15 protein-coding genes are annotated in these 14148 nt (G+C 64.6%); 6 read left to right on the forward strand and 9 right to left on the reverse strand.

The window, feature by feature from the left end:
• Positions 1–60: 60 nt before the first annotated feature.
• The 3 genes from IEX41_RS15685 to IEX41_RS15695 all read right to left on the reverse strand — a co-directional run bounded on the left by IEX41_RS15685 (position 61) and on the right by IEX41_RS15695 (position 4265).
• Positions 61–972, reverse strand: coding sequence for an inositol monophosphatase family protein (locus tag IEX41_RS15685; protein WP_188791197.1), 912 nt, complete (start codon positions 970–972; stop codon positions 61–63).
• 78 nt (positions 973–1050) lie between these two features.
• Positions 1051–3576 (reverse strand): ABC transporter permease, encoded by a 2526-nt coding sequence (locus IEX41_RS15690; protein ID WP_188791198.1) that lies wholly within the window; start codon positions 3574–3576, stop codon positions 1051–1053.
• Positions 3573–4265 (reverse strand): ABC transporter ATP-binding protein, encoded by a 693-nt coding sequence (locus IEX41_RS15695; RefSeq protein WP_188791199.1) that lies wholly within the window; start codon positions 4263–4265, stop codon positions 3573–3575. The genes IEX41_RS15690 and IEX41_RS15695 overlap by 4 nt, the downstream gene beginning before the upstream one ends.
• A 16-nt stretch (positions 4266–4281) precedes the next feature.
• Here IEX41_RS15695 and IEX41_RS15700 point away from each other — a divergent pair, with 16 nt between their 5' ends.
• The gene (locus tag IEX41_RS15700; RefSeq protein ID WP_188791200.1) at positions 4282–4968 is read left to right on the forward strand and encodes an arylesterase; all 687 of its coding nucleotides are present in this window, start codon (positions 4282–4284) and stop codon (positions 4966–4968) included.
• Between the two features lie 150 nt (positions 4969–5118).
• Here IEX41_RS15700 and IEX41_RS15705 read toward each other — a convergent pair whose 3' ends face one another.
• From IEX41_RS15705 to IEX41_RS15725, 5 genes are all read right to left on the reverse strand, one after another.
• Positions 5119–5322, reverse strand: a complete 204-nt coding sequence (locus IEX41_RS15705; protein ID WP_229673267.1) for a hypothetical protein — start codon at positions 5320–5322, stop codon at positions 5119–5121.
• 197 nt (positions 5323–5519) lie between these two features.
• Positions 5520–6080 carry a L,D-transpeptidase gene (locus tag IEX41_RS15710; RefSeq protein WP_188791201.1) on the reverse strand — a complete coding sequence of 187 codons (561 nt, stop codon included), beginning with the start codon at positions 6078–6080 and terminating at the stop codon, positions 5520–5522.
• A 547-nt stretch (positions 6081–6627) separates the two neighbouring features.
• A complete protein-coding gene (locus IEX41_RS15715) occupies positions 6628–7269 on the reverse strand; it encodes a MotE family protein (RefSeq protein WP_188791202.1) in 642 nt (213 codons plus the stop codon).
• The gene (locus IEX41_RS15720) at positions 7266–7631 is read right to left on the reverse strand and encodes a hypothetical protein (protein ID WP_188791203.1); all 366 of its coding nucleotides are present in this window, start codon (positions 7629–7631) and stop codon (positions 7266–7268) included. Before IEX41_RS15720 ends, IEX41_RS15715 begins: the two co-directional genes overlap by 4 nt.
• Before the next feature lie 13 nt (positions 7632–7644).
• Positions 7645–8193, reverse strand: a complete 549-nt coding sequence (locus tag IEX41_RS15725) for a flagellar basal body-associated FliL family protein (RefSeq protein ID WP_188791204.1) — start codon at positions 8191–8193, stop codon at positions 7645–7647.
• Positions 8194–8310: 117 nt separating this feature from the next.
• Here IEX41_RS15725 and fliF point away from each other — a divergent pair, with 117 nt between their 5' ends.
• The 4 genes from fliF to fliP are packed head-to-tail and all read left to right on the forward strand — an operon-like array spanning position 8311 to position 11552.
• Positions 8311–9930 (forward strand): flagellar basal-body MS-ring/collar protein FliF, encoded by a 1620-nt coding sequence (gene fliF, locus IEX41_RS15730; RefSeq protein WP_229673274.1) that lies wholly within the window; start codon positions 8311–8313, stop codon positions 9928–9930.
• On the forward strand, positions 9927–10535 hold the full coding sequence (locus IEX41_RS15735) for a FliH/SctL family protein (RefSeq protein WP_188791206.1): 609 nt from the start codon (positions 9927–9929) through the stop codon (positions 10533–10535). Before fliF ends, IEX41_RS15735 begins: the two co-directional genes overlap by 4 nt.
• Positions 10528–10815, forward strand: coding sequence for a FliM/FliN family flagellar motor switch protein (locus tag IEX41_RS15740; RefSeq protein WP_188791207.1), 288 nt, complete (start codon positions 10528–10530; stop codon positions 10813–10815). The genes IEX41_RS15735 and IEX41_RS15740 overlap by 8 nt, the downstream gene beginning before the upstream one ends.
• 2 nt (positions 10816–10817) lie before the next feature.
• Entirely contained in the window at positions 10818–11552 is a 735-nt protein-coding gene (gene fliP / locus IEX41_RS15745; protein WP_188791286.1) for a flagellar type III secretion system pore protein FliP, read from the forward strand.
• A gap of 5 nt (positions 11553–11557) precedes the next feature.
• Here fliP and trhO read toward each other — a convergent pair whose 3' ends face one another.
• A complete protein-coding gene (gene trhO / locus IEX41_RS15750; protein ID WP_188791208.1) occupies positions 11558–12481 on the reverse strand; it encodes an oxygen-dependent tRNA uridine(34) hydroxylase TrhO in 924 nt (307 codons plus the stop codon).
• Between the two features lie 203 nt (positions 12482–12684).
• On the opposite strand from trhO, the gene IEX41_RS15755 reads away from it, so the two are divergent.
• The gene (locus IEX41_RS15755) at positions 12685–14136 is read left to right on the forward strand and encodes an alanine/glycine:cation symporter family protein (RefSeq protein WP_188791209.1); all 1452 of its coding nucleotides are present in this window, start codon (positions 12685–12687) and stop codon (positions 14134–14136) included.
• The last annotated feature ends 12 nt before the right edge of the window (positions 14137–14148 follow it).

A 14148-nucleotide genomic window follows, 5' to 3' on the forward strand; every position in this document is an offset into this window, starting at 1 on the left:
AGCGAGAGGCGCTGCCTCTCGCGCTCTCCGGGATATTTCAAGTCAAAGGAAGCTGGGGGGTCAGGCCGGGGTGGTCTCCTGATCGTCCTGCAGGGCGGTCTCTGCGGGGCTGTCCAGCAGGAAGGAGAAGGCGTCGCGCAGGCGGGTCCATGTGGCCTTGTCGCAGGCGCTGAGCAGGTAGCCGTCGCGGTTGGCGGCGTTGTAGTCGCTGCCGTCGAGCATCGCCGTGTGGCCTCCGGCGCGTTCCGCCAGAAGCGCGCCCGCCGCGTGGTCCCACGGAGTGAGGCCAGTGGCGAGCACGAAGTCCGCGTGGCCCTGCGCCAGCATGCGGAATTCGTGGCAGGAGCAGCGCAGCGACAGCAACCGTTCGAACCGGGGCATGAGCGCGGCCATCTCGGCCTGCTTGTCCTCGGGGAGCATGTAGAGCGGCAGGTAGCCCTGCAGCTCTTCGAGGGGGCCGCCCCTGGACGTGGTCAGCGGGCGGGCGTGGCGCTTGGTGGGCAGGATCATCTCGGCCGGGCCGTCACTGCCGCCGGCGATGAAATCGTCCAGCAGTGGATCGTAGAGCAGGCCGTAGACCGGCACGCCGAAGCGCAGCACCGACAGGATCACGCCGAAGGTGGCAAGCCCATGGGCATAGTTCCAGGTGCCGTCCACCGGATCTATGGTGATGGCAAGCTCGGCATCGGCGACCTTGTCCAGCACCTCGGGGTGCTCGGCGACGTTTTCCTCGCCGACGATCAGCGCATTCGGAAAGAGGCGAAGCAGGCCGCGGGCGATCATCGCCTCGGCGGCGCGGTCCGCTTCGGTAACGAGATCCTGGCGCGAGGTCTTCTGCGCGATGTCCGACGCGTCGAGGCGGCGGAAGCGGGGCAGGATCTCGGCTCTCGCGGCGCGGCGCACGAGGTTCATGATCGAGTTGCGCTGCGCGAGGCTCAGGGTCGAGATCGGCATCGGCAGGGTGTCGGGCATGGGGGGTATCCTCGTATCGGTTCGGCGAAAGGGGTCGGCCAAGGCTTGCCAGCCCCGGCCACCAATCGCAAGGCGGGGTCACTCCCGTGCGCGGAGAACCCGCGCCGGGCGCACGGCAAGTGGACGCCATGCAAAGCCGAGGCCGGCCAGAAGCGTCGCGATGATGCCGCCGATGATGATGCCGAAGGCCGAAGGCCACATCACCGCAAAGCTGGTTTCCATGACGAAGTGGCTCACCGCCCAGCCCCCGAGGATGCCCGCACCAAGCGCCACCACCCCCGCTGCCGCGCCCAGAAGGGCGGACCGCAGGGCAAAGCTTTGCAGGATGCGGGCGCGCGAGGCGCCGAGGGTCTTGAGCACCGCCGCCTCGTAGGTGCGGGCGCCTTCCCCGGCCGAGGCCGCGCCGATCAGCACGAGGAACCCGGTGAGCAGCGTCGCCCCGGCCCCCCAGCGGATTGCGGCGCCGATGCCTTCGAGCAGTTCGGCCACGCGGTCGATGGCGTCGCGCACGCGGATGGCGGTGATGTTGGGGTACTCGCCCGCAAGGTCGCGCAGGATCTGGCTTTCGGCTTCGGGCTCGGCATAGACCGTCGAGATGAAGGTGTGCGGCGCCCCCTGCAGGGCGGCGGGGTTCAGCGTCATGACAAAGCCGATCCCGGCGGTCGAGAAATCCACGTCACGGAAGCTGGTGATCGTCGCGGTGATGTCGCGGCCCAGCACGTTGAAGGTGATCTCATCACCAAGCGCGAGCCCGATCTCCTCGGCCTCCTCGCGGGCAAAGCTGATCTGGGGCGGGCCATCGTAATCCTCGGGCCACCATTCACCGCTCGTGACGATGGTGCGCTCGTCGGGAGTGGCGGCGTAGGTGATGCCGCGGTCGCCGCGCACGACCCAGTGATCGCCTGCCACCTCGCGCGCATTGGTCCCGTTGATCTGGGTGATGACGCCGCGCAGCATGGGGGCGGTGTCGATGCGGCTGACGGCGGGATCGTTTTCCAGCCGTTCCATGTAGCCGTCGATCTGGCCGGGCTGGATGTCGACGAAGAAATAGGACGGCGCGACCTCGGGGAGATCGCGATCGATGGCGTTGCGCAGGTTGCCGTCGATCTGGCCGATAGCCGCCAGCACCGACAGGCCGAGGCCCAGCGACAGCACCACGGAGGCGGCGGTCTCACGCGGGCCGCCGATGGCCCCAAGCGCCCATCTCAGCACCGGGCGCCCACGGGCAGCAGGTGTCAGGCGGTGAGCCAGCGCGCGGATGCCGGTGGCCGCGATGGCAAGGATCACCAGCGCGCCGAGGATGCCCCCTGTGGTCCAGAGCGTGATCTGCGCATTGCCCGAGAACAGCATCGCCACGCCCACCAGCAGCGCCAGCAGCAGCACCGTCGCCACCACGAAGCGGGTGGCGGGCAGGGCGCGGGCGCTGTCCAGTGCATCGCGGAAGAGGGCGGCGGCGCGGACCTCCTCGGTGCGGGCGAGGGGCCAGAGGGTGAAGAGGAGCGCGGTGAGGATGCCGTAGATCGCCGCTTCGAACAGCGGACCGGGGTAGAGCCGGAACAGCGTCGGGATCGGCAGCGAGTCCGCGATGATCGGCGCGAAAAGCAGCGGGATGGCCGCGCCCAGTACGAGGCCGATGGCGATGCCGATGAGGCTCAGAACGCCGATCTGGATGAAGTAGGTCTGGAAGATCACGGCACGGCTGGCACCGAGCGTGCGCAACGTGGCGACGACGGTGGTCTTTCGCGCGAGGTAGGCGCGTACCGCCGCCGACACCCCGATGCCTCCCACCGCAAGGCCCGAAAGCCCCACGAGTACGAGGAAATTCGCCAGCCTGTCGACGAAGCGGGCCACCCCCGGCGCACCGTTGCGGCTGTCGCGCCAGCGGATGCCGGTGTCTTGGAACCGCTCTTCGGCATCGGCGCGCAGCGCGTCGAGGTCGGTGCCCTCGGGCAGGGTCATGCGGTATTCCGTCTCGAACAGGGACCCGGCAGACAGCAGGCCGGAGCCGCGCAGCGCCTCGGTGCGGACCATGGTGCGCGGCCCGAGGCTGAAGCCTCCGCCGGCGTCATCAGGCTCGGTGACGATGATGGCCGACAGGGAAAACTCCTGCGTGCCAAGGCGGAAGCTGTCGCCGGGGGACAGGCCAAGCCGGTCCGCCAGCACCGGCGCCATCACTGCGCCAGGCAGCTCGCCCCCGTCCAGCGCCTGCGCCAGCGGCATGGCCGGGTCGAGCTGCATCTCGCCCAAGAGGGGATAGGCGTCGTCGACGGACTTGATCTGGGTGAGGCCGCGCTCCGGCCCCTCGGGGCCGTCGGCCACCGCCATGGAGCGGAAATCGGTGATCTCGGACACCCCTGTCGATATGCTCTCGAGCCAGGCGCGTTCATTGTCCGAGGCGAAGCGGTAGGTGAACTGCGCCTGCGCGTCGCCGCCGAGCAGGATGGCGCCCTGGTCGGCCAGCCCCGCTTGAATGGCGGTGCGCACCGACCCGACGCCGGCAATCGCCGCAACGCCCAAGGCAAGGCAGGCCAGGAAGATCCGGAAGCCCCTGAGACCCCCGCGCAGTTCGCGGCGGGCAAAGCGGGACGCAATGCGCAGGCTCATTCCGCGTCCCTCGCCTTCGCGGCATCGACCCGGCCATCGGTCAGGCGAACGACCCGGTCGCAGCGCTGTGCAAGGGAGTTGGAGTGGGTGACCAGCACCAGTGTCGCGCCATGGCGATCGCGCAGGCCGAAGAGCATGTCCATGATCGCATCGCCGTTCTTGCCATCAAGGTTGCCCGTCGGCTCGTCCGCGAGCAGGATGTCCGGCCTCGGTGCTGAGGCTCGGGCCAGTGCCACGCGCTGCTGTTCACCGCCAGACATTTGCGCCGGGTAATGGTCCGACCGATGCCCGAGGCCCACGGAGTCGAGTTCTGCCTGAGCGAGATCGAAGGCATCCTTGTGGCCGGCAAGCTCAAGCGGTGTCGCGACGTTTTCCAGCGCGGTCATGGTGGGGATGAGGTTGAAGCTCTGGAACACCACCCCCATGTGATCCCTGCGGAAGCGGGCCAGAGCGTCCTCGTCCATGTCGGTCAAGTCCTGCCCAAGGACGCCGACACGGCCGGAGGTGGCATGTTCCAGCCCGCCCATGACCATCAGCAGAGAGGATTTCCCGCTCCCGGACGGACCGATCAGCCCAATCGTCTCGCCCCGTGCAACGGTCAGCGAGATGCCATGGAGGATTTCGACCATTCCGGCATTGCCGCGCAGGCTGAGCGTGACATCTTCGAGCGTGACGGCGGGATCAGGCATAGGGGTGTCCGGAATTATGATGTGTTTGCAGAAATATGGGGCCTTGGCCCTTGGCAACAAGGTCGCGATTGCGGCGCTTTTGATTTGTGCGGCAACCGGCGCCGCCCGGGCAGAGACCGTGACGGTCCTCGCGTTCGGTGATAGCCTGACCCAAGGGTACGGCCTGCCCGATGGCGATGGCTTCGTGCCGAGCCTTCAGGCATGGCTGGATGATCAGGGGCGCGAAGTGACGGTCATCAATGGTGGCGTGTCCGGTGACACCACCGCTGGCGGGCTGTCGCGGGTGGACTGGTCACTCGAGCCGCAGGTCGACGCGATGATCCTGACCTTGGGTGGAAACGACATGTTGCGCGGCCTGCCCCCCGAGATGACGCGCGAGAACCTCGATGGCATCCTTGAGATTGCTGAGGGCAAGGGCGTCGAGGTGTTGCTGGTCGGCCTGCAGGCTCCTGGGAACTACGGCCCTGATTACAAGGCCGAGTTTGACGCGATCTTCCCAGATCTGGCCAACGAGCATGAGACGCTTTATGCGCCCAGCTTCTTTGCTGGCATTCTGCCCGACGGTGGCACGCCTGAGCAGGCGGCAGGGATGATGCAGGCAGATGGCATTCACCCCAATGCCGAGGGGGTCGACCTCATCGTCGAGGCGCTGGGACCGTCGGTTCTCGAACTGGTCGATGCAGTGGACGCCGGTTCGGACTGACCGGCGTTGCGTTACTGCCGTCGTCGGTGCCGGCTGTCCTGGCAGGCTGCTTCGGACGATTGGCTGTTCTTGCTACGACTACGCTCCGGGAGGGGGGCGTAGGGCTTATCTTGATTGTATCTGGCCAGATTGTTGCGCTGTTTCAGTCCTTCAGCGCGCGGTGTTGACCGGGGCCATCGCCAGCATGGGGGCCGAGCGCATGCTGTTGCCCAGCACAGGAATCAGCCCGAAGCTGAGCGCGGTGGCGAAATAGATGCCGACTGCAGACAGAAAGGACACGTCAAGGGCAAGCCAAAGCAAGGCTGCGCCAAAGAAGCCGAGAACACTACCGATGAAAAGTCCGATGATTGCCATGTGGGTCTCCCGCGCTTTCATGCACCATGACGGTGATGTCCTAAGCCTTCATTAATTTCGGGAGATTCGGGCGTGAATAAGGCAGGGTCACGATGGTCTGGGCAAAGTTCGCGGGACATTGGCTTGGGCCGCAGAACGACTAAGGCCCCGGCGCATGGCCGGGCCAGGGCCTTTAAGCATGGCCGTCTGCTGGAAACTTAAAGTACGGTAACGGGCGTCCCGATCGGCACCCTCTCGTAAAGATCGGTAACATGCTCATTGAGCATGCGGATGCACCCGTTCGACACGGAGCGACCGATGGATTGAGGTTCGGTGGTTCCGTGGATGCGATAGAACGTGTCGCGCCCGTTTTGGAAAAGGTACAACGCACGAGCGCCCAAGGGATTTTCAGGACCGCCGGGCTGGACATAGTCGTTGTCCTTGAAACGCCGGTATGCACCGGGATCGCGTTCGATCATCTCGTTTGTCGGACGCCAGGTCGGCCATTCCTTCTTGACCTCGATGACTGCATCGCCGGTGAACTCGAGGCCCGCGCGCCCCACCCCAACGCCGTAACGGATCGCCTGACCGGGCTGGTCCACGAAATACAGGAAATGTGCCCGGGGCAGAATGAGGATTTGGCCCGGGGCGAGGTCATTCTTGACCCGCACGGGCTGCGGGCGATAGCGGGGGGCAACCTCGAATGCGAGGGCGGGGGAGGCCACGGCAATGCCCGCTCCGGCTGAGGCGGTGGCCATAAATCTGCGTCTCGTGATCATAGGTGTACTCAAATATCCTGGTGCAAGCCTGTTCATTGTCTTCAGCCACAACGCGAAAGCAATGCGAAGTTTCCCAGAAAAACTCTCACGTTGACGTGGGGATGGTGCTTTTTTACAAGAAAGTCTCTTAAAAAGCGGGTCAGATGGCCTTGCCAGGCCTGCCGTCGCCCTGCCGCATCCAGCGTCCCGAGGGCTGGAAACCGAGGTCCGATTCACTGCATCCATGGTGCGTGGCCAAACGATGAGGGGCTCTGCGCCTTCGTGCTCGCCGCGCGGGACGCACTGGTCGGTTTGCAGCCCGCCGCGAATGATCTTCTGCACTGGCCGGGCGATGCGGCGAGGTGAAGCATGGCCACCAGGCACCGCCGGGGGCATCTGCGGCCGGACGATTAAATACCTCAGGCGCAGCAAGACATGAGCGGGAGCCAGGCCTAAAGCCCTGCTTCGTCTGAACCGGCTGTCCCGCAGAGGCGGCATCCCCCGAAGCTACCCGCGTTGGAGGGCAGGACGGGATTGGGCCCCCACCTGCGACGTCCCAAGCGACGGCTCACTCCCGCGGGGCTCCGGCATTGCGACCGGCAAGCATGACGCTGATCGTGTAGGCGGTCTGAGGGTTGAGGCCAGCCATGATCGCCGCAGCCGCGTCCGGGCGCATCTGGCCCAGGAAACCAGCGGCGAACTCGGGGTCCATCTCCTCGAACAGCGCGGCGGCCTGCTTGGGTTTCATCGAGGCATAGACCTCGGTAAGCCGGTCCACGTCCTCCTGTGCGGCGGTCTTGGCGATTGTAAGCGTCGCACGCAGCTTCTTCTCGGCCTCCTCCATAGCCACCAGCCTACGCTCGATCTCTTGCTCGGCGACGGCAAGGGCCTGCATTCGAGAGGCAATGGCTGCCTCGCGTTCTTTGATACGGTCCTCGCGATCCTTCAGGGCCTTCAGAAGGGGGCTTATTTCTCCATCTTTCGGCGGTGCTGTCGAGCCGTCTTCCTGGGGCTGATCAGAGGTTTGCCCGGCCTCCGCGGGCGGGGAGGTTTCAAGCGCAACGGCACTCGAGGCATGGATCCCGACCCGTGCCACCGCCGATGCCACAAGCAGGCCGCCAATGACGGCAAGCACGCCCTTCCCACGCTTCTTCGGTTTGCGGGCGGGGCGTTGTACCTGCACCGGCGTGTTTGCCTCAGCCTTTTTCATCGAGATGCCTCCCGTCCCGGACGGCGGAAGAACATTGGCTCCGCGTCCTCGTGTTCTGTGGCAGCCGGTCTCCCGCTCTCCGGCAGATCGTGCATTGAGGCCAGCATCAGCTCGAGCCGCTTGGCGACCCCCTCGGCACGGGTTGTCAGCGCCTCGAGCGACTTCGAGGATTCGCCTGCGGTGGCCTGCGCCGCCCCAAGTGTCCTGGTCAGGTCATCGACCTGTGCAGAGAGCACGGCGACCGCGCCTCCGACGCCCTTCTCCAAGTCGGTGAACCTCGAAAGTCGGCGAGACAGGATGAAGCAGTAGAAGCCTGCGCCAAGCGCGCCGGCAGCGAGTAGAATGTCTGCGATGACCTCCATAAGGGCCCCCTCGTCAGTTCAGTACGAATTCGATGATCAGCAGGTCCCGCACGCGGTCTTCGCCCGCCACGAGTTGGAGGCGTCTGAGGATTTGCGACCGGATGCTAATCAATGCCCCGGGTGCCTCTATGTCGGCGGGTCGCAGCGCCCGAAGATAGCTGTTGAGCACATCCATGATACGGGGCTGCAGGTCGGCCACAGTCTGAAGATGCTGGGGACGCACTTCTATGCTGGCCTGGAACCGCAGGTGATGCAGGTCCGCGATGGTTCCCATTGAGATGACCAGCGGCGGCAGCTCGACGAAGGCCACGGCGGTGTCCGGAACTGTGAACGGCTCTGAATGATCCGCGCCTTCCTCTGCATGGGAATCAGCGCCCTGGCCGTCGCCCGCTTCCTGGGCCGCCCCGCCGCCGCCGAAAGGCAGCATCCCGGTGAACGCGGCAAAGAAACCGCCTCCTCCCCCAATAAGCGCGAGCACAAGGCCGATGATGAGCGGCAGTTTCGAAGATTTCTTCGGCCCGGCCCCGTCACTGTCCGGCGCGTCTGTCGTGGCATCCGTCATGGGCGCACCCCTTCTTCAATCCGGGATCGTTATAGCCGTACAGGGACTAACCGATTGTTAAGCCTGATGGTCCAAAGATGCAGCTACCGAGCAGAACGGTCGGAACGGAGGTTGGTCTTGTCACAACTCATGCAAATTTGGGATGGTCTTGGCGCCAGGCGGCGCATCGTCGTACTTGGCGCAACCGCTGCCATGGTCCTCGCCGTCCTGGCCATGGCCCGCATGACGGGTGCGCCGACAATGTCGCTTCTCTATGCAGGGCTGGAGAACGGCGCCGCCGGCGAGGTGGTCGAGGCGCTCGAGCAGCGCGGCGTCCCTTACGAGGTCCGGGCGGGCGCGATCTTCGTGCCCGAAACGCAGCGGGATGCCTTGCGCATGACGCTGGCCAGCGAGGGGCTGCCCGCCAACTCCAATCAGGGGTACGAGCTTCTGGACGGGTTGTCCGGATTCGGCACCACGTCTCAGATGTTCGATGCCGCCTATTGGCGGGCCAAGGAAGGCGAACTGTCTCGTACCATCGTGGCGAATCCCATGATCACCTCTGCGCGGGTGCACATCGCAAATTCCACCGCCAACCCGTTCCAGCGCGATGTGACCCCCTCCGCTTCGATTTCCGTGACCACCGCGGGCGAGGTGATATCCGCGACCCAGGCGCGTGCCCTGAAATACCTCATCGCCTCCGCGGTGCCCGGCCTCGTGCCCGAGAACGTGGCGGTCATCGACGGCCAGGGAGGGTTGATCGGGGCTGAGGATGAGACCGGCAGGGGGCCGACCGCCGATGACAAGGCCGCCATGCTGCGCGACAGGGTCCAGCGGCTCGTCGAGGCACGGGTCGGCCTGGGAAACGCGGTCGTCGAGGTCAGCGTGGACACGGTCACCGAAAGCGAAACCATTCGTCAGCGCGAGATAGATCCCGAGGGGCGGGTCATCATCTCGACTGATTCCGAGGAGCAGACCAGTCAGTCGCAGGACAGCGGCGATGGTGACGTCACGGTAGCGTCGAATCTGCCGGATGGAGAGGCGGGCGGTGATGAAAGCTCCTCGAGCCAGAGTGCCGAAACCCGTGAGCGGGTAAATTACGAGGTTTCAGAAACGATGCGCGAGGTGACCCGCGTTCCCGGGGCGATCAAACGGTTGACGGTCGCGGTGCTGGTCAACGGCACCTACGTGGCGGGTGACGACGGGACTCAGGACTTCGTACCGCTTCCCGAGGAGCAGCTGACCGATCTGCGTGATCTCGTGGCCTCCGCCGTGGGGTTCGAGGATGAGCGTGGCGATGAGATCACCATCCGCTCGATGCCTTTCGAACGTCCCGAGGGTCTGGGGACTGGTCCGATCGAACAGGATTGGTTTGCCACGCGCCTTGATCCGATGCTGCTGATCCAGATGGCTGTTCTCGCGCTCGTGGCGCTGGTGCTCGGCCTCTTCGTGGTGCGTCCGATCCTGACCTCCCCGGGCCGGGAGGCGCTTGCTGCCGGGGAGGGGGCGCTTGCCCTGCCGCCCGGAGACCGACCGGCAGGCGCCCTTGATGGAGAGATCGACATGGGAGGAGATGACTTCACCCCCCTTGGCGAACTCGGCGGTGGTGAAGGGTTCGGAGGCATGGGAATGGTCGATTTCGATGCTCCCGTAGAAGAGGATCCGGTCGACCGGCTTCGGGCCCTGATCGAAGAGCGCAAGGCAGAGACCGTGGAGATCCTGCGTGACTGGCTCGACGAGAAGGAGGAGGCACGATGACGGGGCTAGCCGATTTTCTCGAGGACTTCGGCGTGGTGCACCACGCGACAAGTGCCCCGGCCACGGTGTTGCATGACGATACGGAGCTGGAGACAGCGAAACTCGAGGCGTTCGATGGTGGTTACCGCGCCGGCTGGGAGGACGCGATCAAGGCTCAGAAGGACGACCATGCAAGGATTTCCAGCGATTTCGCGCAAAATCTTCAGGATCTTTCTTTCACGTACCACGAGTCCTACGGCCAGGTGATGAACGGAGTCTCCCCGTTGCTCGAGGACGTCGTGGGCAAGCTGCTGCCGGGCATGGTGCGCGAAACGCTGGGTTTGCATGTGGCCGAACAGCTTCAGGCCATGGCCCGCGAGATCGGAGCGCTCGACGTGCTCATTGCCGTGGCACCGGGCTACGCGGACGCGGTGAGGCCACTCCTCGAGACGGACTTCGGCTTCCCTGTGCAGCTCGTCGAGGATGAGACGCTCGCCGAGGGGCAGGCGGACATAAGGTTCGCCGAAACGGAAAGACAGATCGACCTCAGCGGACTCGTGAGCGACGTCGCGCAGGCGGTTCAGGGTTTTGTGCATGACAACCGGAGAAAGACCGCAAATGGATGACCAGACTGACACCGCGCGTCCCGAAGCATCGACGCCATTCACGTCGGTGCCGATTGAGATCACCGTTTCGGTGGGGCGCGCCCGCCCGCTCGTGCGTGATCTGCTGAAGCTTGGAGAAGGATCGGTGCTGACGTTGGACAAGCGGCTTGAAGATCCGGTCGAATTGTATGTCGGGGATCGCCTCATCGGGATTGGCGCGCTCGAAGTCGTCGACGGGGCCGAGAACGGGCAGCTTGCGGTTCGCCTGACCGAGGTCGTGGACCTCAAGAAACCGAGTTGATCATGCGCCTGTCCGCAGCCCTGCTGGCCCCCGTGATCCTCGGCATATTGGCCGGCCCGGCCGTCGCACAGGGGATCACGCTTGATCTTGGAAATGACGGTGGGGCGGTCACGATGGCCAGCGTGCAGCTGATCGCGCTGATCACCCTGCTCAGCCTCGCGCCGGGCATCGCCATCATGGTGACCTGCTTTCCCTTCCTGGTCACGGTGCTGGGAATCCTGCGGCAGGCCATAGGTCTGCAACAATCTCCACCAAACATGCTGATCGTCAGCCTGGCTCTGTTCCTGACCTATTTTGTGATGGAGCCCACGTTCACCGCGGCCTGGGACAATGGAGTGCGCCCCCTCGTGGAAGAGCAGATCGAAGTGGAAGACGCATTCAACCGGACGCTCGAGCCGTTTCGCGGCTTCATGGCCGGTCGCACGGATCCGAACACATTCGCGAACATGGCGGATTTGCGACCCGACGCTCGGGGGCTCGAGCTGGCACCGGAGGCGCCGCTTTCTGTCCTGATCCCGAGCTTCATGTTGTCGGAGATCGCCCGCGCCTTCCAGGTCGGCTTCCTGATCTTCCTGCCGTTCCTCATCATCGACCTGGTGGTGGCGGCAGTGCTCATGTCCATGGGCATGATGATGGTCCCGCCTGCCATCGTATCACTGCCATTCAAGCTGGCTTTCTTCGTAATCGCCGACGGCTGGTCATTGCTCGCCGGATCCTTGGTGCGCAGCTATTTCTAGGCGCGTCACTCGTCGTCGTTGGGCACATCCGCATGCAGGTGGCGTTCACCGCGGGCACGGGCAAGAGCGATCTGCTTCTCGCGTTCGCGGAATCGATCCTTGTCTGCATCGGAGGTCTCGGCGATGCACAGGTGGCAGGAGACACCATGTTCGTATTCGGGACGCTCGCGATCCTCGGGAAGGATCGGCCGACGGCAGGCATGGCAGAGCAGGTGCGGACCTTCGCGCAGCCCATGGCCCACGGACACCCGCCCGTCGAAGACGAAACACTCGCCGTCCCAGGCGCTGTCTTCCTGCGGGACGTCCTCGAGGTATTTCAAAATCCCGCCCTTGAGGTGGAATACGTCCTCAACGCCTTGTCCGAGCAGCCAGTTGGTCGATTTTTCGCAGCGGATCCCGCCGGTGCAGAACATCGCGATACGCTTGTTGTGGAAGCGGTCCTTGTTGGCCTCCCACCATGCGGGGAAATCGCGGAAGCTCGCGGTCTGGGGATCGACGGCACCCTCGAACGTGCCGATGGCCACCTCATAGTCGTTGCGGGTGTCGATCAGAGCCACATCCGGAGAGCGGATCAGTTCATTCCAGTCGGCGGGATCAACATAGTGGCCGACCCGGGCGCGCGGATCTACATCGGGCTGGCCCATCGTGACGATCTCGCGCTTCAGCCGGACCTTCATCCGGGCAAAGGGCCGCTCGGCCGCTTCAGACAGCTTCCATTCAAGATCGGCACAGCCGGGCAGGGCGCGGATGTGCTCCAGGATCGCCGCGATGCCGTCCGCGGATCCGGCAACGGTACCGTTGATTCCTTCGTGGGCAATCAGCAGCGTGCCAGTGATCGCGTTGTCTCGGGCACAGTCCAGCAGCGGCTGGCGTAGCGCGTCCGGCGCATCGAAGCGGGTGAAGTGATAAAGGGCGCAAACCGTATACATGAAAGGCGGGATACGGCGGAAGGCATTGACTGCGCAAGAGGGCCAAGGGGAAACGCCGAAATTGCCGCACCGCGCGATGCAAGAGCCGGTGCTCAGCCAGGTGAAAACGTTTTTCAACTTTTCAGTGAGCGCATCTGACCTAAACTCCCGAGGAAATCACAAGGTCCGGCACAGTTGTCCGCGACCGGGTTCAGGGGGTGAACATGGCTTTCTTCGACACGATCTTCACTGCGGTGAATGATTTCACCTGGGGATGGGCGCTCGTGCCCTTCCTCGTTATCTTTGGTGTCTTCTTCACCATCGCCAGCGGTTTCGTGCAGTTCACCTATTTCAGGCGCATGTTTGGCGTGCTCAGGAAAGGCGGCGAGACGGACGACCCCACCAAGATCTCAGCTCGCGAGGCGTTGTTCGTCTCGGTCGGGGGCCGGGTCGGCGGCGGCAACATCGCGGGGGTCGCCGTGGCGATCACGGCCGGGGGGCCGGGGGCCGTGTTCTGGATGTGGGCCATCGCGCTCATCGGCATGTGCTCGGGCCTGATCGAGGCGACGCTGGCGCAGGTCTACAAACGCACCACCCCCGAGGGCGACTACCGGGGCGGTCCTGCACGGGCGATCATCCATGGGCTCGGGGCGAACTACCGCTGGCTCGCGATCATCTACGCGGTCTGCCTGATCGCCTCGTTCGCCATCGGCTTCAACGCGTTCCAGGGCAACACCGTTGCCGGGGCGGCGCAGGACAGCATGGGCATTCCGCGCGTCGCGACGGGGGCGTTGCTGGCGGTCATTACCGGCCTCATCGTCTATGGCGGCATCCACCGCATCGCAAAGGCCGCGGATGTGATTATTCCGGTCATGGCCTTCGGCTACATCGGTATGGCGCTGCTCATCATCCTGCTCAACCTGACCAGCCTGCCCGGCGTGATCTGGGACATCGTCGCCAACGCCCTTGGCTTCCGTGAGGCGGTCGCCGGCGGTGTGGGCGCTGCGATCTCGAACGGGCTGCGGCGCGGGCTGTTTTCGAATGAGGCGGGGCTTGGGTCTGCGCCCAACGTCGCGGCCACGGCATACAACCTGCACCCGGTGAGCCAGGGCATCACCCAGAGCTTCTCGGTCTTCATCGATACCATGGTGATCTGTACCTGCACCGCCTTCGTCATCCTGCTGGGGGATGTCTACGTCCCGGGGGCCGAGAACATCGACGGCGTGGCCCTCACGCAGCAAAGCATGGTCGACCATGTGGGCAACTGGGCGCAGTACTTCCTGACCTTCGCCATCCTTCTGTTCTCGTTCAGTTCAATCATGTACAACTATTATCTGGGTGAGAACGCGCTGACCTTCATGACGGACAAGCCCATGGCGCTGCACGTGCTGCGTATCGCCATCGTGGGCATCGTCTTCCTTGGGGCGACGGCACCGGGGGCAACTGCGGTGTTCAACTTCTCCGATCCGATGATGGGCATTCTCGCTATCGTCAACCTTCTGGCATTGCTCATGCTTTTCCCGATCGCAATGCGTCTCGTCCGGGATTTCGGCGAGCAGGTGAAGGCGGGTATCGGCAAGCCGGTCTTTGATCCGGCGAAGTTCCCGGATCTGGACGTGGACGCCACCGCATGGCCGGACGCGCCGTCGGCAAAGGCGGTGACACCGGCGGAGTGAGACTGCGCTTGC

The sequence above is a fragment of the Salipiger pallidus genome (assembly GCF_014643635.1).
Taxonomy (GTDB): Bacteria; Pseudomonadota; Alphaproteobacteria; order Rhodobacterales; family Rhodobacteraceae; genus Salipiger; species Salipiger pallidus.

Coding starts and splice junctions, on each gene's coding strand:
- IEX41_RS15685 (WP_188791197.1), bottom strand. CDS start 972: ATGCCCGACACCCTGCCGATGCCGATCTCGACCCTGAGCCTCGCGCAG.
- IEX41_RS15690 (WP_188791198.1), bottom strand. CDS start 3,576: ATGAGCCTGCGCATTGCGTCCCGCTTTGCCCGCCGCGAACTGCGCGGG.
- IEX41_RS15695 (WP_188791199.1), bottom strand. CDS start 4,265: ATGCCTGATCCCGCCGTCACGCTCGAAGATGTCACGCTCAGCCTGCGC.
- IEX41_RS15700 (WP_188791200.1), top strand. CDS start 4,282: ATGATGTGTTTGCAGAAATATGGGGCCTTGGCCCTTGGCAACAAGGTC.
- IEX41_RS15705 (WP_229673267.1), bottom strand. CDS start 5,322: ATGGCAATCATCGGACTTTTCATCGGTAGTGTTCTCGGCTTCTTTGGC.
- IEX41_RS15710 (WP_188791201.1), bottom strand. CDS start 6,080: ATGATCACGAGACGCAGATTTATGGCCACCGCCTCAGCCGGAGCGGGC.
- IEX41_RS15715 (WP_188791202.1), bottom strand. CDS start 7,269: ATGAAAAAGGCTGAGGCAAACACGCCGGTGCAGGTACAACGCCCCGCC.
- IEX41_RS15720 (WP_188791203.1), bottom strand. CDS start 7,631: ATGGAGGTCATCGCAGACATTCTACTCGCTGCCGGCGCGCTTGGCGCA.
- IEX41_RS15725 (WP_188791204.1), bottom strand. CDS start 8,193: ATGACGGATGCCACGACAGACGCGCCGGACAGTGACGGGGCCGGGCCG.
- IEX41_RS15735 (WP_188791206.1), top strand. CDS start 9,927: ATGACGGGGCTAGCCGATTTTCTCGAGGACTTCGGCGTGGTGCACCAC.
- IEX41_RS15740 (WP_188791207.1), top strand. CDS start 10,528: ATGGATGACCAGACTGACACCGCGCGTCCCGAAGCATCGACGCCATTC.
- fliP (WP_188791286.1), top strand. CDS start 10,818: ATGCGCCTGTCCGCAGCCCTGCTGGCCCCCGTGATCCTCGGCATATTG.
- trhO (WP_188791208.1), bottom strand. CDS start 12,481: ATGTATACGGTTTGCGCCCTTTATCACTTCACCCGCTTCGATGCGCCG.
- IEX41_RS15755 (WP_188791209.1), top strand. CDS start 12,685: ATGGCTTTCTTCGACACGATCTTCACTGCGGTGAATGATTTCACCTGG.